The 22,690-nt window shown below is 39.4% G+C and carries 16 protein-coding genes; 15 read left to right on the plus strand and 1 reads right to left on the minus strand.

The genetic code is table 11. The features are described 5' to 3' along the window. The first annotated feature begins 46 nt into the window (after positions 1-46). The 13 genes from WG906_RS15610 (at position 47) to WG906_RS15670 (ending at position 18,761) form a co-directional block, all read left to right on the plus strand. A complete protein-coding gene (locus tag WG906_RS15610; RefSeq protein ID WP_339993756.1) occupies positions 47-1,255 on the plus strand; it encodes an efflux RND transporter periplasmic adaptor subunit in 1,209 nt (402 codons plus the stop codon). 22 nt (positions 1,256-1,277) lie between these two features. Beyond that, entirely contained in the window at positions 1,278-1,817 is a 540-nt protein-coding gene (locus WG906_RS15615) for a DUF3347 domain-containing protein (protein ID WP_339993757.1), read from the plus strand. 297 nt (positions 1,818-2,114) lie between these two features. Continuing rightward, complete coding sequence (gene rhaT / locus WG906_RS15620; protein ID WP_339993758.1) at positions 2,115-3,188, plus strand: L-rhamnose/proton symporter RhaT; 1,074 nt, start codon at positions 2,115-2,117, stop codon at positions 3,186-3,188. A gap of 15 nt (positions 3,189-3,203) precedes the next feature. Further along, positions 3,204-5,324 carry a bifunctional aldolase/short-chain dehydrogenase gene (locus WG906_RS15625; protein ID WP_339993759.1) on the plus strand — a complete coding sequence of 707 codons (2,121 nt, stop codon included), beginning with the start codon at positions 3,204-3,206 and terminating at the stop codon, positions 5,322-5,324. A gap of 165 nt (positions 5,325-5,489) precedes the next feature. Beyond that, positions 5,490-6,764 carry a sugar isomerase gene (locus WG906_RS15630; RefSeq protein ID WP_339993760.1) on the plus strand — a complete coding sequence of 425 codons (1,275 nt, stop codon included), beginning with the start codon at positions 5,490-5,492 and terminating at the stop codon, positions 6,762-6,764. A gap of 152 nt (positions 6,765-6,916) precedes the next feature. Then, positions 6,917-8,308, plus strand: a complete 1,392-nt coding sequence (locus tag WG906_RS15635; RefSeq protein ID WP_339993761.1) for an FGGY-family carbohydrate kinase — start codon at positions 6,917-6,919, stop codon at positions 8,306-8,308. Then, entirely contained in the window at positions 8,305-9,039 is a 735-nt protein-coding gene (locus tag WG906_RS15640) for a (Fe-S)-binding protein (protein WP_339993762.1), read from the plus strand. The genes WG906_RS15635 and WG906_RS15640 overlap by 4 nt, the downstream gene beginning before the upstream one ends. A gap of 28 nt (positions 9,040-9,067) precedes the next feature. Then, positions 9,068-10,450 (plus strand): lactate utilization protein B, encoded by a 1,383-nt coding sequence (locus WG906_RS15645; RefSeq protein WP_339993763.1) that lies wholly within the window; start codon positions 9,068-9,070, stop codon positions 10,448-10,450. Positions 10,451-10,500: 50 nt separating this feature from the next. Further along, the gene (locus tag WG906_RS15650) at positions 10,501-11,082 is read left to right on the plus strand and encodes a LutC/YkgG family protein (RefSeq protein WP_339993764.1); all 582 of its coding nucleotides are present in this window, start codon (positions 10,501-10,503) and stop codon (positions 11,080-11,082) included. 108 nt (positions 11,083-11,190) lie between these two features. Next, a complete protein-coding gene (locus tag WG906_RS15655; RefSeq protein WP_339993765.1) occupies positions 11,191-11,778 on the plus strand; it encodes an RNA polymerase sigma-70 factor in 588 nt (195 codons plus the stop codon). Positions 11,779-11,851: 73 nt separating this feature from the next. Then, positions 11,852-12,874: a FecR family protein gene (locus WG906_RS15660; protein ID WP_339993767.1), complete on the plus strand. Its 1,023-nt coding sequence runs from the start codon at positions 11,852-11,854 to the stop codon at positions 12,872-12,874. Between the two features lie 178 nt (positions 12,875-13,052). Further along, on the plus strand, positions 13,053-16,640 hold the full coding sequence (locus WG906_RS15665) for a SusC/RagA family TonB-linked outer membrane protein (protein ID WP_339993768.1): 3,588 nt from the start codon (positions 13,053-13,055) through the stop codon (positions 16,638-16,640). A gap of 105 nt (positions 16,641-16,745) precedes the next feature. Further along, positions 16,746-18,761, plus strand: coding sequence for a RagB/SusD family nutrient uptake outer membrane protein (locus WG906_RS15670; protein ID WP_339993770.1), 2,016 nt, complete (start codon positions 16,746-16,748; stop codon positions 18,759-18,761). A gap of 322 nt (positions 18,762-19,083) precedes the next feature. On the opposite strand, the gene pruA is transcribed toward WG906_RS15670, so the two are convergent. Continuing rightward, positions 19,084-20,718, minus strand: coding sequence for an L-glutamate gamma-semialdehyde dehydrogenase (gene pruA / locus WG906_RS15675; RefSeq protein ID WP_339993772.1), 1,635 nt, complete (start codon positions 20,716-20,718; stop codon positions 19,084-19,086). A gap of 122 nt (positions 20,719-20,840) precedes the next feature. Here pruA and lpxK point away from each other — a divergent pair, with 122 nt between their 5' ends. Both lpxK and WG906_RS15685 read left to right on the plus strand, forming a co-directional pair. Continuing rightward, on the plus strand, positions 20,841-21,911 hold the full coding sequence (gene lpxK, locus WG906_RS15680) for a tetraacyldisaccharide 4'-kinase (RefSeq protein WP_339993773.1): 1,071 nt from the start codon (positions 20,841-20,843) through the stop codon (positions 21,909-21,911). Beyond that, positions 21,874-22,689: a purine-nucleoside phosphorylase gene (locus WG906_RS15685; RefSeq protein WP_339993774.1), complete on the plus strand. Its 816-nt coding sequence runs from the start codon at positions 21,874-21,876 to the stop codon at positions 22,687-22,689. Before lpxK ends, WG906_RS15685 begins: the two co-directional genes overlap by 38 nt. Position 22,690 lies beyond the last annotated feature (1 nt).

The raw sequence follows: 22,690 nt of genomic DNA on the forward strand, positions 1-22,690 counted from the left end.
GGTTATTGCAACCCTCTCCTGGAGAGACCCTAATAAATTTTAAGATATGATTTTAAAAGGAATAAATACTTCAGTAGTCATCTTGGCAAGCATAATAACAGTAATGCTTTACGGATGCAAAAATCAGTCAGCTGATCATTCAACTGATCATCAGGCGACCAAAGTCGGGCCGAAATACACTTGTCCTATGCATCCCCAAATTGTTCAGGATCACCCCGGGAATTGCCCGATCTGCGGAATGGAATTAGTTGTAATGAAAAATACTGGTGCCGAGAACTCACTTATGTTAAGTAAGAGCCAGATGCAACTGGCAAATATCAGTACGGTAAAAGTAGGTTCAGGAAACTTTAAAACTTCTACGATTTTAACAGGGCGCCTGGTTACGAATCCTCTGGAAACAGAGGTCATTTCCAGTCGTATGGCCGGAAGAATTGAGCGGCTTTTTGTAAAAGAAACCGGGATAAGAGTAGTTCAGGGAGAACCACTCTTTCAAATTTATAGCGAGCAGTTACAAGTACTTCAGCAGGACTATTTGCTTCAGATAAAACAAGTAGCAGCTTTTCCTGGTGAAAAGATCTATCAATCTTTAAAGGAAGCTGCACGAAATAAGCTGAAGCTTTTCGGATATTCAGATTCGCAGATTAATTCACTGGCAAAGAGGAATCAGGTTTCACCAACTGTTACGATTTATGCATCTGCCTCGGGTATTGTTAATGAAATAAATGTTTCAGAAGGACAGTATATCTCAGAAGGCAGTCCTGTTGTTCGGCTCGAAAATTTTAGCCGCTTGTGGCTTGAAGTGGATGTTTACCCCTCCGAAGTGAAGCAGGTGGCCATTGGATCAGTATTAAAAGTAATAATTAATGGATTCTCAGATTTGTCGCAGAATGTAAAGGTGGACTTTATTAGTCCTGCATTAAATCCCTCAACACAACGTTTAATTATCCGTGCTGTTATAGATAATTCTTCAGGAAAATATCAACCCGGAATGCAGGCGGATGTTTTTATAGCAACGGGCAAAGTTTCGGGCGCGGTAAGTTTACCTCTGGAAGCTGTACTGCGGGATGAAAATGGTTCGTATGTTTGGGTTAAAACGAAAGGTAATACTTTTACATCACGAAAGGTGATCACCGGGGCGGAAGATGCGGATAAAATAGTGATCACTTCAGGGATATCCGGGGGGGAAGAAATAGTGACCTCGGGGGCTTACCTGCTTCACAGTGAGTTTGTATTAAAACGCGGAACAACACTTTAATAAAATTAACATAGATATGAAAATGAACACAATTTTAGTAAACAGCCTTGCTGTACTTTTGACAGTATCTACGGCATGTCAATCGGAAACAACTAATCAGAGCGAAAACTCACAATCTGAAAGTACGGAACTAGAAAGCTCTATCACTGAAAATGGCAATCCTCAATTTAAAGATGAAACTTCAAAAGCAGTCTTTCAGCATTATATTCATCTTAAAACAGCATTAGTTAAATCGGATGTAAAAGAAGCAAAAACAGGTGCCGCGGCCTTGAAAATTGCTTTAAATAATGCGGGCAGTAAAAAAGGGGCCGAACTGGCTTCTAAAATTGCTGCCGCTTCAGATATTGGAAAACAGCGCAATGAGTTTGATGCTCTTACCGCAGAGGTAGAGGATATTATTAAATCAGCAGGACTGAAGTCTGGTAAGATTTACAAACAATTTTGCCCTATGGCTAAGAATGGAGAGGGAGCTTACTGGCTTGCGAGCGAAACAGAAATTAAAAACCCATACTACGGCAACGATATGTTAAATTGTGGTGAGGTAAAGGAAGAAATCAAATAAATTTAAGCTCCGGAGCTTAAATTCCGGAGCTCCTTATCTTCTGTTTCTGCCTGTGTTTGAAATTTCTCGTGCTCATTTAATAAGTATTTATAGTCAAAGAATATTAATTTTCTTTATTCTCAGGTAATTAAAGCTGGGCAACAGAAAACTCTCAATACCAGCCTTTATCCTGATAAGGCATCTTTTAAATAAAATAGTTGTAATTTAACTTCTGAAGTCATGACAGTCCATGACAGATGTAAGGCTCTACTTTTCTATTTTTAGCAGCTATTAAATAAAATATATAAACCGTAATACATGCAAGCAATTTTAGGTGTTATTTTTCACTTTATCGGCGGATTCGCCTCCGGTAGTTTTTACATTCCTTATAAAAAGGTAAAGGGCTGGGCCTGGGAAAGTTATTGGATAGTGGGTGGAATATTTTCATGGCTAATTGTTCCTCCCCTTGCAGCTTTTTTAACCATTCCAGGATATATTGATATTATTAAGAACACTGATGGAGGTATTTTGGGCCTTACTTATTTCTTTGGAGTTTTATGGGGAATTGGAGGCTTAACGTATGGTTTGGGCGTTAGATATCTCGGAGTTGCTTTAGGCAGCTCAATTATTTTGGGACTGTGTTCTGTTTTCGGCGCGCTTATTCCTTCGATATATTATGACTTTAATCCAAGTCCCGGAAAAGATACATTTACCGATCTGATAACATCCAGCTGGGGACAAATGGTTCTTATAGGTGTTTTAGTCTGCGTAATTGGTATTATTATCTGTGGAAAGGCAGGTGCCATGAAAGAAAAGGATCTTGCCGCTGAAAACAAAGCCAACAACGTTGAATTTAAAATAGGTCTGGGCTTATTTGTATCTATCGTGTCAGGTATTTTGAGCGCATGCTTTGCATTTGGCATCGATGCCGGAAAAGATATGGCAAATGTGGCGAATGAAGCATGGAAGGCAGCTAACCCTGGCGATGGAGAGTTTCTTTTTCAGAACAATGTAACTTATGTCGTTATTCTTTGGGGTGGTTTAACCACCAATTTGATCTGGTGCATGATATTAAATGCACGTAATAAAACCTTTTCAGATTATGGAAATAGTAAAACTCCTCTGCTTAGAAACTACATATTCTCGGCTTTAGCCGGCACAACCTGGTTCCTGCAATTTTTCTTTTATGGAATGGGTGAAAGTAAATTGGGGAATGGTCCAAGTTCATGGATATTGCACATGGCATTTATCATTCTTGTGGCGAATACCTGGGGATTAGCATTGAATGAATGGAAAGGCGTTCGTAAAGGGACGCTTACAACAGTAATAGTAGGTATCGTTGCTATTATCCTGTCAATTTTGATTGTAGGATACGGCAATTCATTAAAATAATAAATAAATATAATTATGTCTGTCGAAACAACACGATTTAAACATGTTAGCTACCTGTGGGATGATGCAAAAGCAGCTGAACTTGCAGGTGATGAAGTAGGATTATTAATTTACCGTTCTAATTTATTGGGTGCAGATCTGCGCTTAACTAATTATGGGGGTGGAAACACTTCATGTAAAGCAATGGCTAAAGATCCTTTAACGGGAGAAGAAACTGAAGTAATGTGGATTAAAGGTTCTGGTGGCGATATCGGGACCTTAAAACGGAGCGGTCTTGCTGCCTTATATGTAGATCGTTTGCGTAGCCTGAAGAATGTATATCGCGGCATTGAGCATGAAGATGAGATGGTTGAATTATTCAATCACTGCATTTACGATCTTAGCTCAAAAGCCCCTTCTATTGATACTCCATTGCACGGCTTTTTACCATTTAAACACATCGATCACTTGCATCCGGATGCGGCAATTGCTATTGCAGCAGCGAAAGATGGAAAGAAAATAACTGAAGAGTTATTTGCAGGAACGATAGGTTGGGTAGAATGGCAAAAACCGGGCTTTGATCTTGGACTTCAGTTAAAACAATGTCTTGACGAAAATCCTGGAATCCGTGGTATAATGCTGGGTTCTCACGGCTTATTTACCTGGGGCGATACAGCTTACGAAAGTTACATGAATACGCTTGAAGTTATTGAGCGCTGCGCTCAGTACCTTGAAGAAAATTACGGTAAAAAGGGTCCTATTTTTGGCGGTGAGAAAATTCAGAGTTTAGCTGAAGAAAACCGTAAAAAACAAGCAGCGGCGATCGCGCCGATTTTACGTGGTTTTTGCTCCAGCGAGAGACACATGATCGGTCATTTTACCGATGATTCACGTGTGCTTGAATTTATCAATTCAAATGACCTTGATAGGTTGGCTCCTCTTGGAACAAGCTGCCCTGATCACTTTTTACGTACCAAAATAAGTCCTTTAGTTTTAGATCTTACTCCTGATGCAGATCTGTCGGATGTTAATTCATTAAAAGAGAAATTAGCTCCTGCTTTTGAGGCTTACCGTAAGATGTACAATGAGTATTATAATACTTGTAAGCATCCAAACAGTCCTGCAATTCGTGACGCAAACCCTGTAATAATTTTATATCCGGGTGTGGGTATGTTTGCCTTTTCAAAAGATAAACAAACTGCACGCGTTGCCGCAGAATTCTATACAAATGCTATCAATGTAATGAAAGGTGCAGAGGCAATCTCCGAGTATACTTCATTACCACGTCAGGAAGCATTCAATATTGAGTATTGGTTATTGGAGGAAGCAAAACTTCAGCGTATGCCGAAGCCAAAAGCTTTGTCGGGTAAAATTGCTTTAGTTACCGGTAGCGCCGGCGGTATCGGTAAAGCTATCGCAAAGAAATTTGTTGAGGAAGGTGCTGTTGTTATTCTTAACGATATGAATGTTGAGCGTCTGGAAAGTGCGGGCGAAGATTTTAAAAGCCAGTACGGTAAAGATTCTTATGCTACTGCAGCTATGGATGTAACCAATAGCACTCAGATAAAAGAAGCATTTGATACAGCTGCACTGGCTTTCGGTGGTGTTGATATTATAGTTAATAATGCGGGTCTGTCAATATCTAAATCAATTGCCGACCATACTGAAAAAGACTGGGATTTATTATACGATGTATTGGTTAAAGGCCAGTTCTTCGTTACCCAGGCTGCAGTTGCTATTATGCAAAAGCAAAATATTGGTGGCGATGTTATTAATATTGTGAGTAAAAACGCTTTGGTTAGTGGTCCAAACAATGCCGGTTACGGTAGTGCTAAAGCTGCCCAATTACATTTAAGCAGATTGAATGCCGCTGAACTGGGTACTGATAAAATTCGTGTAAACGTTGTAAACCCTGATGCTGTAATCAGTGATAGTAATATCTGGGCTGGTGGATGGGCTGAAGGCCGTGCAAAAGCGTATGGAATTACCGTTGCAGAATTACCTGCATATTACGCTAAGCGAACTTTATTAAACGAAATTATTTTACCAGACGATATTGCAAATGCATGTTTCGCTTTCGCGGGAGGCCTTTTAAATAAGTCTACTGGTAACGTTTTAAACGTTGACGGTGGCGTTGCAATGGGATTTGTGAGATAAAAAAAAGTCTGAAAGTATGAGATCAGAAAGCTGGAAATAGCTGATCTGAATCATACTTTCTGATTTTAATTAATACTTACTTTGCCTGAAGTATTTAAGAAAATTAATCAGTTTTAAAATCTGTCTTTGGTCTTCCCGACTTTCGGACTGAATAAAGAAATAACCATGAAACTCGAAAAATATCAAATTGAGGAGCACAATAATAAACTTGCTCAGCAGCACAAAAGAAAATTTGAATTCCTTGCGCAGGATGTTCAAGGTCTTGATGGAATCATTCAAAAACTTATAAAATTTCAGATAGCAATTCCTAGCTGGGCTTTAGGTACAGGCGGAACTCGTTTCGGAAGATTTTCTGGTGGCGGTGAGCCTCGCAACCTTGAAGAAAAAATGGAAGATATCGGCTTATTGCATCAGCTGAATCAATCAAGCGGCGCGATTTCTCTTCATATTCCATGGGATATTCCAGAAAACGCAAATTCAATCAAAGCTTTAGCTGCACAATATGGTTTAAAGTTCGATGCGGTAAATTCAAATACGTTTCAGGATCAGCCGGGACAACAACACAGTTATAAATTTGGCTCTTTACAGCATGTAGATAAAGCAGTTCGTAAACAAGCCATAGAACACAATATCGAAGTAATTCGTCAGGGTGTTGAGCTGGGATCTGATTCCTTAACCGTTTGGTTAGCCGATGGTTCGAGCTTCCCGGGACAGCTGAATTTCCGTAAGGCATTTAATAATACTTACGAAAGTTTACAGGAAATCTACGCCGCACTTCCGGAGAACTGGAAAGTGTTTGTAGAATATAAAGCGTTCGAACCAAACTTTTACTCAATGTCTGTAGGAGATTGGGGACAATCACTTCTTTATGCAAATAAATTAGGTCCTAAAGCCTATACGCTGGTAGATCTGGGTCACCATTTGCCAAATGCTAATATTGAGCAAATTGTTTCTTTGTTGCTTAATGAAGGTAAGTTGGGCGGTTTCCACTTTAACGATTCCAAATACGGTGATGACGATTTGACTGCCGGCTGTATGAAGCCTTATCAATTGTTTTTAATCTTTAATGAACTGGTTGAAGGTATGGATGCTAAAGGATTAGATCATGCAACTGGTTTAGGCTGGATGATCGATGCTTCTCACAATATCAAAGATCCTCTGGAAGATTTATTGCAATCAGTAGAAGCGATCATGATGGCTTATGCTCAGGCTCTTTTAGTAGATTCTAAAGCACTAGATCAGGCGCGTCAGGAAAATGATGTGGTACGCTGCCAGGAGATTTTGCAGAATGCATTCCGCACAGATGTAAGATCTATAGTTGCTGAAGCAAGATTGCGTTCTAATGCTGCTTTAAATCCGGTTCAGTTATACCGTGAATTAAAAGTTAGAGAAGGCCTTGTTGGTGAAAGAGGCTTAAAGACAGTAGCAACAGGATTGTAAAATAGATTTGAGATATGAGGTATTAGATTTGAGATTTCTCATCTATTAGTCTCATATCTCATCTTTAAACATAGATGTATGATATGATACGTTGAGTTTTGGCGTTTGTCCTGCTCACAAGTCACATTTCTCGTCTGATATCTAATAAACCCATGAGTAAAATTCCAGTTATAGCCGTATTTGATGTAGGGAAAACAAATAAAAAGCTTTTCTTTTTTGATGAACAGTATAAAATTGTACTTGAACGAACGGCTCGTTTTGATGAAACTGTCGATGAGGAAGGTGATCCCTGTGAAGACTTAGAGAATTTAACTAACTGGATAAATAATACTCTTGCGGAAATTATTCTTTTAAAGCGTTTTGAAATTAAGGGAATTAATTTCTCTGCCTATGGTGCGAGCTTTGTACATCTGGATGACAACGGGAAACCTCTGAGCTGTTTATATAACTACCTCAAACCCTATCCGGAAGAACTGAAGAATCAATTCTATGCACAATATGGAGGCGAACTGAAAGTTTCAACTGAAACGGCTTCTCCGGTGCTCGGAAACTTAAATTCCGGTATGCAGTTGTACCGTCTGAAATATCAAAAGCCAGAAATATTTAACAAAATAAAGTACTCACTCCATCTCCCGCAATATTTAAGCTTTTTGATTACAGGTCAGTTTTATAGCGATATTACCAGTGTAGGATGTCATACAAATTTATGGGATTTTACAAAGCAGGATTACCATCAATGGGTGAAAGATGAAGGTGTAATAGACAGACTTGCTCCTCTTCATCCTTCAGATTCTGCTATTGAGGTAGATATTGAGGGTGCTTCATATGCTGTTGGCATAGGTCTTCACGATAGCTCCGCTGCGCTTATTCCTTTTTTTACGAGTTTTCATGAGCCTTTTGTTTTAATTTCTACAGGAACATGGTGCGTAAGCCTAAACCCTTTTAACGAATCTCCGCTTACGAGCGAAGAGCTTAAAAGCGATTGTTTAAGTTATATCAGTTATAAGGGGAAACCGGTGAAAGCTTCCAGGATATTTGCCGGAAATGAGCATGATCAGCAATCAAACCGTATTGCTGACTTTTATAAAAAGCCTGCGGATTTTTATAAAAAAGTTAAGTATAGTTCAACAACCATTAGCAAATTAAAGGGTAATGCAAAGGCTGTTGGCGTGCAGGTTAACTGGGATAACCTGGCAAGTTCAGGTTTTGATAAAAGAGATTTGTCTGCTTTCTCTAATGCGGATGAAGCCTATCACCAATTAATTATAGATTTGGTAAATTTGCAATCTGTGTCTACCTTTATGGTGGTTAAAGGAACAGATGTTAAACGCATTTTTGTTGACGGTGGCTTTAGTAATAATGTTATTTACATGCAATTGTTAGCTGCAGCTTTTCCTGATATGGAAGTTTTTGCTGCCGCGGTTGCTCAGGCTACCTCTATAGGTGCAGCGCTTGCCATACATAAATATTGGAATAGTCAATCTTTACCAACAAATATTATAGATTTGAAATTTTATTCAGCTTCACAGGAAATAGAAATATGAAAGTCGGGTTATTTATACCCTGTTATGTAGATCAGTTTTATCCCAATGCAGCAATCGCGACACTACAATTATTAGAAAAATTCGGGGTTGATGTCGTATTTCCAAAAAAACAAACCTGTTGTGGTCAGCCAATGGCCAATTCAGGTTTTTCGCATTTATCAGGAGATTGTGACGAGCTATTTGTCGAGAATTTTTCTGAATTTGACTATGTGGTTTGTCCTTCAGGGAGTTGCGTGCTTCATGTGAAAGATCATTTGCATTCCTCAAAACATCCCGAAAAGGCGAAGGAAATACGAACCAAAGTATACGAACTTGTCGAGTTTCTGACCGATATACTTCAGATAAAAGAGCTTAAAGCGAGCTTTCCACATAAAGTAGGGATACATCAGAGTTGCCATGGCCAGCGTGGCTTAAAGCTTTCTCAAATGAGTGAACTTGTCGCTCCGAAATTTTCAAAACCCGAAACTTTGTTAAATATGGTTGATGGTCTGGAACTAATTACTTTAACCCGGGTCGACGAATGTTGTGGTTTTGGAGGAACGTTTTGTGTTGCAGAAGAAGCAGTATCTTCTAAAATGGGGAAAGATAGAGTAGCCGATCATATCAATAACGGGGCGGAGTATATTACAGGAGCAGATTTATCGTGCCTGATGCACATGGAGGGTATTCTGAAAAGACAAAACAGCAATGTGAAGGTAGTTCATATTGCGGAAATTCTAAACGCAGGCTAATGCCTATAATCTTCTAAGAGAAGAAAAAATGAAAGAAACAGTTCAAGATCACGCTGCATTATCGGATATATTTAATCAGGATGAGGCACGGGTAAACTGGCACGATGAAACACTGTGGTTTGTGCGGCAAAAGCGTGATAAAGCAGTTAATACAATACCCGAATGGGAACTTCTCAGGGAAACCGCATCTCAGATCAAGCATAATGTACTGTCGAATTTAAGCGCTTATTTAGAGCAGTTTGAATTGAATGCACAGGCTAATGGAGCGCAGGTTCACTGGGCGGCAGATGCCAGGGAACATAATGAGATAGTTCTATCTATATTAAAGAGGAACTCTGTTGACAGGATGGTTAAAAGTAAATCCATGTTAACTGAAGAGTGTCATCTAAATGATTTTCTTGCCGAAAATGGAGTTGATGTGGTTGATTCTGATTTGGGAGAGCGAATTGTGCAGCTGGCCCAGGAACCACCCAGCCATATTGTTTTGCCCTGTATTCATAAAAAGAAGGAGGAAATCGGAGATTTGTTCCATATTCATTTGGGGACAGCTGCCGGTGAGGCGGATCCACAGGTTCTGACTGAAGCAGCAAGGCAGGATCTCCGGAATACATTTCTTACCAGAAAAGCGGCCTTAACAGGTGTTAATTTTGCGGTAGCAGAAACAGGAGAAATTGTGGTTTGTACCAACGAAGGTAATGCGGATATGGGCGTTCACCTGGCCGACGTTCACATTGCTTCTATGGGCATCGAGAAAATAATTCCTCAGAGAAAACACCTGGGATTTTTTCTGAGATTATTGACAAGAAGTGCCACCGGACAACCAATAACTACTTATTCGAGTCATTTTAAAAAGCCAAGGCCCGGTCAGGAAATGCACATTATTCTGGTTGATAATGGCCGGAGTCAGCAATTGGGCAGGGAAGATTTCAGGAATTCCTTAAAATGTATCCGTTGCGGAGCATGTATGAATACTTGCCCTGTTTATAGAAGAAGCGGAGGGCATAGTTATCATTATGCTATTTCGGGACCGATTGGTGCTATTCTCGCGCCTAATCTGGATATGAAGAAATATGCAGATCTTCCTTTCGCATCTACGCTTTGCGGTTCATGCTCCAACGTATGTCCGGTAAAAATTGATATTCATGACCAATTATACAAATGGCGCCAGGTGTTGGTAAAGGAAGGGCACGTGAGTCCTCTTAAAGCAGCGAGTATGAAAGGGATGGCCTGGATGTTCTCATTCCCGGCACTTTTTAATATCGCCGGTAAATCCGGACGATGGTTTATGAAATATTTGCCTTTTATGGTGAGCAATAAATTAAACCCGTGGTACAAAGAACGGGAAATGCCTGCTCCACCTAAAGAGTCATTCAGAGAGTGGTATGCCCAAAGGGAGAAAGATAAAAAGTAAAAGGGAAGTAAAAGTTAAAAGTTAAAGGTAAAAGGAACCCCCATTCAAGCATGTCAAGCAGAGATAAAATATTAGCCGCAGTTAAAGCTAATCAGCCAGAACTTATAGAAATTCCGGTAGTTAATATTCCTCAATCTACTGAAGGGTTATCTCAACGCTTTACAGCTATTGCAACGGCCATAGGTAGTAAGGTAATTGAAGTATCAAGTATAGAAGAAATAAAGGAGCATATATCGGGTCGTTTCAATAATTCATCCAGGATTATTTCATCCTTTACCGAGTTATCAGATATAGCAGAGACAGAAATAACCAAAGCTGATCCTCATACTTTGGAAAATGTTGATCTGGCAATTCTAAAGGCAGAAATAGCTGTTGCCGAAAATGGTGCGCTATGGGTGCCTGAGGAGAATACGATGCAAAGGGTTTTACCTTTTATTACTCAGCATATTGCTCTTGTAGTGAAAAAAGATTCTTTTGTACCAACCATGCATCAGGCTTATAAAGTTATTGGTGACAGAGACTATGGTTACAGTGCCTTTATTGCAGGTCCGTCTAAAACTGCCGATATAGAACAATCTCTCGTGTTGGGCGCCCACGGACCCAGAAGCATGACGGTTTTTATACTCAATTGAGGGTTTACAGGATAGTACAGGTTGATTAATTGTAAAATTAATGTTATGTTTATATATTAGCCAGTATTAACCAATCAACTTTTTTCGAGTGTTGATAAGCCTGTCAAAATGAGTAATCTGAAACATATTTCTGACGAAAATCTTCTTGCGTTATTTAGAGAAGGGCAGATGTCTGCGTTTGACGAGTTGTATAATAGATACTGGTCCAAATTATACTCTCAGGCGTACAAAAGAATTGGGAAATCCGAAATAGCGGAAGAGATTGTTCAGGATTTTTTTACCAGTCTTTGGATAAACAGAGAAATTGTACAGGTTCATTCCTTATTCAACAGCTATACGTTTAGCGCTATCAGAAATCTTGTTTTCCGGCATTATCAAAAAGAATATAATGCAAGAAAGTACGAAGTTGCTCAGAAAATGAGCATTGTAGAAAGCGACTTTTCTACAGAACAGCTTATTGAACTTAACGATCTGAAGCGGGCTTTAGAGCATGAGGTAGAGAGTTTGCCGCCAAAATGCAAGGGTGTTTTTAACCTTAGCCGTAAAGAATTTAAAACCAACAAGGAAATAGCGGCAATTCTTGAAATATCAGAAAAGACCGTTGAAAACCATATAACAAAAGCACTTAAAGTTCTTCGTTTAAGTGTTAAAAATATCATTCCTGTGATGTTTTTTCTTACGAAATATTTCCAATAATTTTTTTCACTTAACTAGGGGTTGGGGTGTAGTTAAAGAACTATACATCTATACCGGATAAAGTATTCATTCGATGCAAGACGAAACGCTATTTCAATTAATTGATAAATATCTTAAAGGAGAATGTTCCTTTGAAGAAGAAATGGTTGTTATTAACTGGTATAATTCTTTTAGTAATTCTGTTGATCCTGTCTCCAGATTGTCTGAAGAGCAGCAAGATGAACTTAAAGCTGTTATGCTTAAGCGTATAAAGGCGAAGATCTATTTGTCTATGGTTTCTAAATCTCAGACCCCGCCAAGTTCTTCAAAAAACATTTATTACGCTATAGCAGCTATTGCTGCCTCCCTCGTGATTGTATTTGGATTCTTCATTTTTCAATCTGCTAAAAACAGAGTGCCCGATACTCTTCAAGCCGGAGCTGTTTCCCGTCAGATTGATTTTAAGAATAATCTGAATAATCTGTATAAATACATTTTGCCTGATAGCAGTATTGTGTGGCTTAAGCCCGACGCGAGTATTAGTTACAGTACAAATTTTGTAAAAGAAACCAGGAATATCTCCCTGCAGGGAGAGGCCTTTTTTGAAGTTAAAAAGGATTCAAAACATCCTTTTCTTATCTATTCCGGCGGCGTTATTACTAAAGTTCTGGGTACAAGTTTTAATATAAAGTCGTATGCGAATGCCAACACAGCTGAAATTTCGGTTGTGACAGGGAAAGTAATGGTTTACACTCAGCCAAGTAAAAATGCGAAATTACGAAGTGTTTACTTGCTCCCGGAGCAAAAAGTAACCTATTTTAAGCTCAAGCATCAACTGCAGAAATATGATGTTAAAGAGCCGTCTTTAAGTATCTGGCAGAAAAATACCTTGTCTTTTGATAATATACCGGTTACCAAAGTGATCGAAACTTTAAATAAAACCTTTAAAGCAAATATAATTTTAGCGGATTCTGATATTAGTCAATTGGCTTTAAGCGCAGATTTTACTGAGGTGAATCTTCCGAATATTATGGAGCTGCTTTCTAAATCTTTAAACATTACCTATAAACTTGATGGAGATGCTATAATGGTCTCCAGGAAACCTGAAACTAACTAACTTAACCTAAATGTCGCGTGAATGAAAAAATAAAGTAAAAAAAACAATTCTTAAAAAAGTTAAGAAGTGGTTGCACACTCCTTAACTCAAACCGATTACTATCGTCTAAAATAGTGCATTATAAATAATGCCCAGGTTTTTTATTGTCTCATTTTTTGGAAATAAAACAAATAAAAGTATGAATTTTTATTTAGAACTCTCTAGTGACTTACGCTATATTATGAGAATTACATTAAGTCAGTTGATAATATTTATTGTCTTAACAGGAGTTTCTTATGCTGATGCCACTAACGCGCAGGGTGTATTAAACAATCCTGTTAAAATATCCTCCACTACAACTTCCCTGAATAATGTATTAAGGAAAATTGAGAAGGTGGCAAATGTTAAATTTGTTTATAGTAAGAGCATTATCAATGCGGACCAGTTGGTCTCAATATCGGCTGAAGACGATAAGCTTTCGGTTGTATTGGATGATTTGTTGAGCAAGAGGGGGATTGCTTACGAAGTGCTCAATGAACAAATTGTTTTAAGCGTATCAAAATCTGAAAATGGTTCAGCAGGTGGCAGCCTCACTGCAATTGAGAAAAAGGCTGATATAGTGGTATCAGGAGTTGTTACCGATCCTGCAAATGAACCATTAATTGGCGTAAGCGTTAAAATAAAAGGATTATCAGCCGGGACAACTACCAATGTTTCGGGACAATACTCAATAACAATAGCCTCCAGCGTAACAAATCCTGTATTAGTATATTCTTATCTGGGATATGCAACAAAAGAAGTTGCGGTAGAGGGAAGAACCTCACTCAATGTTCAATTGCTTGAAGATGTTAAAGCATTGGAAGAAGTAGTGGTAGTAGGTTACGGTACCCAAAGAAGAGGGGATGTATCTCAGGCTATAACTTCTGTGAATATGGAAAACTTAAAGGAGGTGCCGGTTACTAACGTAACGCAGGCATTGCAGGGCAGGGTGGCCGGACTGGTTTCCAACCCTAATTCATTCAGACCTGGTTCGCCTTCGACTATAAGATTGAGGGGAAGCAGGTCGCTGACAGCAGGTAATGATCCATTGTATGTTGTTGACGGAATTCCTATTAATTATAGCATTGATGATATCAATCCTTTAGATATCGAATCTATAGATGTTTTAAAAGACGCTGCTGCTACCGCAATCTACGGTTCAAGGGGTGCGAATGGAGTAATTCAGGTTACCACAAAAAAAGGTAAAGCGGGAAAAGTAACCATTGATTACAGCGGTAACACATCAGCAGATAATATTGTCAGGAAACTAGAGGTTTACAATGGTCCTGAATTCGCACAATTCAGGCGTGATGCCTTTATCGGTACGGGTTTGGGTGATTATTACGCCGGATCTTCAACAGCAGCGAACAGAAGGTATTTTCCGGATCCCGCGGCAGATTTTAATTTATTTACAAGCAACGATAACATGCTTTGGGACAATGTTAAAAATGCCTATGAATGGATTGATCTGGATATAACCAGTACCCCAAGAAGATTTGTTGCTAAGACGCGCCCCACTACTGCTGAAGAAAAGGCTTTATTAGCAAGTCTTGGATATCCTGTCTTAAATGAGGTAGCCATTTACGACCCTTCAAAAATTACAACTTACAACTGGGGCGACGATGCTTTAAGGACAGGTATTACACAAAATCATAATATTTCCGTATCAGGAGGTTCTGAGAAATTCACCAGTTCTTTCGGAGGTGGTTATTATAAGCAGAACGGTATAATAAAAAGCCAGGATTTTACCCGCTTTACCTTATCCAATAATAATAATTTCAGGCCCAGGGAATATTTGAATTTTGGCACCAATTTGAATTACTCTAATGCTATTCAGAATAACGGGGTTGATTTATATGGCGCCGCCAGCGGACAATTTCCTTTAGCTCATCCATATGACAGTAATGGAAAACTTCTGATTAATCCAGGAGCGGATGATCAGGTTTTTAACCCCTTGAACGACATAAATACAGTATTGGATGAAAATCGAATTAATCGCTTACTTGCAAATGTTTTCGGACAGGTAACTATATTAAAAGGCTTATCATACAGAGCTGCTTTTGGAGTTGATCTTAGCAATTCCCGCAGAGGCAGATTTAATGGTTCGCTATCTTCTGTTCAGAGACTGGCAGCTCCAAATGCATCATACAATATTAGTAATGGTTTGGTATGGACCCTTCAGAACCAGCTGAATTATACAACCACAATTGCAGATAAGCATGCTTTCACTTTTACTGCGGTTCAGGAATTACGTAAAAGAAGAGATGAAACAAATAATTCGAGCGCAAATGATCTGACTTACGAAAGTCAAAAATGGTATGCCCTACAAAATAATGCGAAAGGAACCTTTGTAGTAGAGGGTAATTATTTGCAGGATCAGCTGGCATCACATCTTGGCCGTATAAATTATTCCTATAATAATAAGTATATCCTTACAGCGGCTCTTCGGCATGATGCTTCCTCTGTTTTGTCTCCAGAGAATAACAGCCAGTTATTTCCTTCAGCTTCGGCTGCCTGGAGATTGGATCAGGAATCATTTATACAGGACATTGGTTATATTGACCAGTTAAAGCTACGTGCAGGCTTTGGTGCCGTGGGTAATAGCGGTATTACTCCTTATCAGACAGCAGGAGTTTTAGAGCGAAATCCCGCTTATTATAACTTTGGAAATACAGTTGCTCTTGGATATACTCCTCAATTTCTACGTTCTCAGGTAACCTGGGAAAGAACCCTAACCAAAAATTTAGGAGTTGATTATGGTTTATTGAAAGGGAGATTGTCTGGCTCAATTGATGTTTATGAATCAAATACAAATAATATTCAGCAACGTGAATTGCCCGGAGCGGGTGGAATACAGTATGCTCTCGTAAATCTGGGAAATGTAAAAAACAGTGGACTTGAAATTGCGCTTTCTACTATTAATATAGACAAGTCGGCCAGAAAAGGTGGTTTTAGATGGACATCTGATTTTGCTTTTTCGACGAATAAGGAGAAAATAACTGAATTGAATGACAGAGGCGCAGACCAGATTGCGCAGCAATGGTTTTACGGGCAGCCTATCAGAACCTATTGGGATTTTAAGAATGAAGGAATCTTCCAGTATACTGATACTCTTCCGGGCGGAATCTTAAAAGACTATTTCTGGAAGAAACCGGCAAATAAAGCCAATGAGCTATTCAGGCCTGGTAAAATCAGGGTACAGGACATAAGTGGTGATACAATTATTACGGATGCAGACCGGGTACACCTGGGAAGCCCAAATCCTAAATGGACCGGAAGTTTTAACAATACTTTTTCTTATAAAGGATTTGACCTGACCAGTTTTGTTTACATCAGTCACGGGGCGCTTATCAGAGATTTCAGACCTGGTTTAGTAGGGCGCTATCCCGGACCTGAAGTTAATTACTGGACACCGACCAATCCTTCAAACGATTATCAGCAGCCTAACAGAACCAGTGATATACCGGTATACTGGCAATCCCTAAGTTTCAGAAAAGGATCTTTTGTTCGGGTAAGAACTATATTATTGGCTTATCACGTTCCAGCTTCTTTTCTGGAAAGATTTAAATTGAGCAACATGACGGTTTCCGTCAATGCTGTCAATCCTTTCATATTTAGTAAGTACAAAAGATATGATCCCGAATCTGTTCCTTATAACTCTACATGGCCACAGGGTAGTACTAACAATCCTGCACCCACGTCGTATAGTTTTAGAAGTTTTGTATTTGGCTTAAGAATGGGCTTATAGATTGGTAATTATAAAATTGAAGAAAATGGAACTATCATTTGCATAAGCACTCGCAAAAAGGACTCATGATAGCTTCATCTCCATTAAAAAATAAATTATATACTGATGAAAAAATATTATATAGTAGCCATAACCATATTTATGGTTTTAAGCAGTGTCTCTTGTAAGAAATTTGTAGAAGAAGAGTTAGTTAGCACCTTGACTTTCGATTACTATAACACCGACAAAGGGCTTGAAGATTTAGTTGAAGCCGCTTACGCCCCGCTACGTTGGAAATTTAATGGTGAACAGGCCTATGCTCTTTTTAACTTCGGCGATGACGAGTTTATATTAGGTGATCAGTTTAACAATGTACATTACAATACCTATTCGTCTGTATTGAATCCTTCAGAAGCAATGTTAAACTCATTATGGCTTAATAACTATAATGGAATTAATCGTTGTAATATCGGGATTGATCTCATCAGTGCATTCAATGACGGAACTTCAACACTTCTTGGAACTGAGCTTCAGCGAAGACAGAGAATTGGAGAACTCAAATTTCTAAGAGCGTATTATTATTTGATGCTGGTTCAGCAATTTGGTGGAATCCCGCTTGTGCTTCAGTCGAGCAGTGAAGTACGTACAGATTTTCCAAGAGCTAGTGTAGCCGATGTTTACAAGGCTATAATTGCAGACTTTATCTACGCAAAAGATAATGTATCTCCCACAACTCTCCAGCTGGGTCGTGCAACAAAAGGAGCAGCGCAGCATTTTCTGGCTAAAACATATTTAATCAGGGGCAGTGCAGTTTCTACCGAAGCAAGAACGGAGAGAGGTTCTCTCGCCACCGATATGGATAGTGCCATAGTTCATGCTGAAGCGGTTGTTGCTGGTCCATATGTGCTTGAAGCTGACTTTATGAATTTATGGAACGGCGTTTATCCTAACGGTTATCCAAATACCATAACTCCGGCAATCGGTTCAAGCGGTTCTGCACCGGCGGGTGATTACAGCAAGATCACTGCCGCCAACAATAGTAAGGAGGTGATCTTCGCAGCCCAGTTTATAAACAACGTTACTGCAAATGGTACTTCCGGAAATCGGGTTCACGAATATTTTATTATGCAGTATGACTCAGGAATCCCGGGAATCGTGAGAGATCAGTTTAACGGCCGCCCGTTCAGGCGCCTGGGGCCGTCTGACTATACGATCGATCTGTTCGACAGGAAGAATGATTCACGGTTTTATAAAAGCTTCAGAACAGCATATTATGCAAATACAGCTTTGCCGTCTAATGTGTTTACGGCAGCCGACGCTCCCAATCCTTCTTTAATTGGAAAAACAAAGTTTGGTGTTGGAGATACAGCTGCGTACTTCATAGTAAACAACAGATCAAATCCTATTCTTGAAAGCGATTTGGCAAAATACCGGTTCAGAGCTTATGCACGGTGGATAAAAACTTCTGCTACAGGCCCTGCTGTAAAAGGGTACACAACAAGCAAATACTTAACATTAGTAAAACATCTTGATCCTGTCCGGGTAAGCACCGTAGTTAACGAGGAGTCGGGAGTAAAGAATGGTATTCTGGCCCGACTTGCTGAAACTCACTTGATTGCTGCAGAGGCCTATGGAAGAAAAGGACTGTTTGTAGACGCCCTGAGACATATAAATAAGATCAGAGCCAGGGCGGCATATCATGCAGGTGAATTTAAAAATCCGCAGACCTGGAAATTTGATGGGGGAACGCCTGGGGACGTGACAGATACGTATCCGAACATGATAGCGACGACTGTATTATTTATGACAAACGCCCCCAGCGAACTTTATCCGGTTACTGTAACAAGTAACGAAGAACGCTTTATTCATTTTATGCTGAATGAGAGAACCAGAGAATTGTGTGGTGAACTTTATCGTTGGGAAGATCTGAACAGAACAGAGAATTTATATAAGCGAGTTAATCAAACCAATGGTTCTTATGTCTTCAATGGTATAACCTATAAGTATAATCCAGATGCAACAGGTATTCAACCGCATCATAAACTGCGACCTATTCCAAATCAACAAATAGAGTTGACTACTTCAAATGGTGTAGCACTATCTCCTGCTGAGAAAGCTGCTTACCAAAACCCGGGGTATTAATAAAATATATCAGCCGCTGATTGCATTTGCAGCGATAGTATAAAAGACAAAGCGTTTCTGCTTTGTCTTTTTTGTTAATGAATGTGTCTGCATTTCCGGATCAGGATCAAAAGTGAGGATCAGCATACTTAGGTATTAATGAAACTAGTCCGAAAAATTGTAATTTCTTTCTACAAAATGAACCAGAGGTTTATAACATTAAACCAAATTTTTACCCGGTTTTTGAGCGATTAGATGCTGGTTTTTCTACTGCTGATTCGATTCAAAGAAAACCTTCCTGTTGTCAGCTAATTGTGATTCAGACATTTTGCATCTAGTATTATTATTCTTCCTGATGAAAGGGATATCTGTAATCTTTAGCAGGATCGAAAGTCTCCTTTATCGTTCTGGGAGAAACCCAGCGAAGTAAATTTATCATTGAGCCTGCTTTGTCATTTGTACCCGATCCACGTGCTCCGCCAAATGGCTGCTGACCCACAACGGCACCGGTACATTTATCATTAATATAAAAGTTTCCCGCAGAGTTGCGTAAAGCGTATGTTGCTTTGGCAATTGCATAACGGTCCTGAGCAATAAATGCTCCGGTTAGTGCATAGACGGATGTGTTATCAACAACAGACAGAATTTTTTCAAACTCTTCATCTTTATACACATGTACTGTTAGCACGGGGCCGAAGAGTTCCTCACACATCGTAACATAGTATGGATCCTTGGTTACGATTATGGTAGGGTCAATAAAGTAGCCTTTAGATTTATCATATTTACCTCCTGCAATTACTTCAAGGGACGAATCTTTATTGGCTTCATCTATTGCTTTGCTCAGTTTATCAAAAGATTGTTCGGTAATAACAGCATTTACAAAATTGCTGAAATCTTCAACCGGGCCAACTTTAATGCTTGCCAGATCTTTCAGTATCATTTCCTTTATTTCCGGCCACAAAGATTCTGCTATATAAACCCGTGATGCTGCCGAACATTTTTGTCCCTGGTATTCGAAGGCCCCCCGGATAATTGCGGTGCTGGCAACCTGTACATTGGCAGTTCCATGAATCAGGATGAAATCTTTACCTCCTGTTTCGCCTACTATTCTGGGATAGCTTTTATATTTATGAATATTCGTTCCGATAGTTTTCCAAATTTCCTGGAATACTTTTGTAGAGCCTGTAAAATGGATTCCGGCAAAGTCGTGATGGTTAAAAATCACTTCTCCGGCATCAGGGCCGCTAGCAAAAATTAAATTTATTACGCCATCGGGTAAACCAGCTTCCCTAAAAATTTCCATGATAACATGAGCAGAGTATATTTGTGAATCGGAAGGTTTCCATACCACAACATTTCCCATCAATGCTGCCGAGCCAGGGAGATTTGCCGCAATGGCGGTAAAGTTGAAAGGTGTAAGTGCGAATATAAAACCTTCCAACGGACGTTGTTCTACACGGTTCCAAACTCCTTTAGACGATGCCGGAGGTTGCTGGCCATAAATTTCTGCCATGTATTGCACATTAAATCGGATGAAATCTACGAGTTCGCAAACTGCATCAATCTCTGCCTGATAAACATTTTTTGATTGCCCCAGCATGGTAGCGGCATTCAATTTATACCTGTATGGTCCTGAGGCTAATTCTGCCGCCTTTAAGAATATAGCAGCACGTTGTTCCCATGGTAAATTTTCCCAATCGGCTTTCGCCGAAAGGGCAGCTTTTATCGCTTGCTCTACATGGGTTTTGTCGCCTCCATGATAATGTGCGATGATCTCTTTATGATTATGGGGAGGCCGAATTTCTTTTTTATTACCGGTCCTTACTTCTTTGCCACCAATATACATCGGTATATCAACCTGGGCGGAGTATGCGTGTGAGATGGCCTCTTTTAAAAGCGCTCTTTCAGGACTACCCGGAGCATAGTTTAAAACAGGCTCGTTAATTATTGGCGGTATTTTGAAGAATCCTTTTGTCATAATGCAATTTAATAATTACATACAATATATAGGAACTATCCGGGCAGGTAAATTGTTGATCACAAAGTTTTTTCAGCCAAGCTGGTCCTTAATCAAAACTGTGTATTTACTATCTTTACCCCATGCAATATTTGCGACTGCTGTTGCTCCCCTTTTCTCTTGTTTATGGATGTGTCATTTGGATAAGAAACTTCTTGTATGATACAGGTGTTTTTGCCTCAAAGAAGTTTAATAATCCGGTAATTTGTATTGGGAATCTTGTCATTGGCGGTGCAGGTAAAAGCCCTATGGCTGAATATATCATTCGGGTATTGAAAGAGAAGCATAAAATAGCGGTATTAAGTCGTGGATATAAGCGCGAAACCCGGGGCTTTAGAATAGTTGACGTTGAAGATACTGTTTCTGAGGTAGGCGATGAGCCTTTACAGTTTAAACGAAAATTTAAAGATATTACAGTTGCAGTTGCAGAAAAACGAGTTGAAGGAATTCAATTTCTCAAAGAAAATCATGAGGTGATTATTCTTGATGATGCTTTTCAACACCGGGCGGTAACACCTGGCTTAACTGTTCTCCTTTTTGATTATACCAAAGTAAATGATTTCTTGATTATGCTTCCCGCAGGAAATCTTCGTGAGCCATTCGCGAACAGAAAAAGGGCGGATATCATGGTGATTTCTAAATGTCCGGATGATTTATCAATTTTAGAAAAAGAGAGAATAAAAAACCGAATTAAACCTTTTAAGCATCAAAACCTTTTTTTCTCCTCGCTCGATTATGGTAATTTGATTTCATTAGCTTCAGCTGATGAAAAGCCATTGTCGGTAATTACATCTCAGACATCTGTGTTTTTGTTAACTGGTATCGCTAACCCGGATCCCCTGTTAAAAAAGGTTAAATCGTTAACTGAACACGTCATTCATTACGATTACCCCGACCATCACACTTTCAGCTCCAAAAATATTATTAAACTTGCAGAAGAGTTTAATAGCAGTGCTTTCTCTGAGAAATTGATATTAACAACAGAGAAGGACGCACAACGATTACAGCTTCCGGAACTACTCGCACTTTTAAAAAATTTACCGGTTTATTATCTGCCGGTTACAGCCAGGTTTCATCAGCCGGATGATGAACGTTTTAACAACTTAATAGAACTCTATGTTACAAGAGATATACAACACAACAGCGTACATTAAAAATAAGATTGGTGATTTTACTCCTGAGATCGGAATCATTCTGGGCACGGGATTAGGGGCTTTAGTCAACGAAATAGAGATCCAGCATAAGCTGATGTATTCTAATATTCCAAACTTCCCTATATCAACTCTGGAGTTTCATTCGGGCAGATTGATCTTTGGAATGCTGGAAGGTAAAAAAGTTGTCGCCATGCAAGGACGCCTTCACTATTACGAAGGCTATGATATGAGGCAGATAACTTTCCCTGTGAGAGTGATGAAAATGCTGGGGATCAATAAAATCTTTGTGTCCAATGCCAGTGGGTCCTTAAATCCCGATTACAAAACCGGTGACCTGATGATTATTGAAGATCATATTAACCTTCATCACGATAACCCGTTAAGAGGCAGAAACTTTGAAGAACTTGGTCCCAGATTTCCGGACATGAGCCAGCCTTATAACAGGGAATTGGTTAAAAGGGGGATGGAAATAGCATTCAAAAATACGATCAGATGTCATAAAGGTGTTTACGTTTCTGTTCCAGGCCCGAATCTTGAAACAAAAGCAGAGTATCGTTACTTAAGGATTATTGGTGGTGATGCTGTAGGAATGAGCACCGTTCCGGAAGTTATTGTAGCCAATCATATGGGATTGCCTGTTTTTGCAATATCTGTATTAACAGATGAAGGTTTTCTGGATGTGCTGGAGCCCGTTTCCGTAGAGGATATAATTAAAGTGGCTGAAACTGCTGAACCTAAAATGACGATAATACTTAAAGAGTTGATCGCCTCACTATAAT

It is taken from the genome of Pedobacter superstes (assembly GCF_037622515.1).
Lineage (GTDB): Bacteria > Bacteroidota > Bacteroidia > Sphingobacteriales > Sphingobacteriaceae > Paradesertivirga > Paradesertivirga superstes.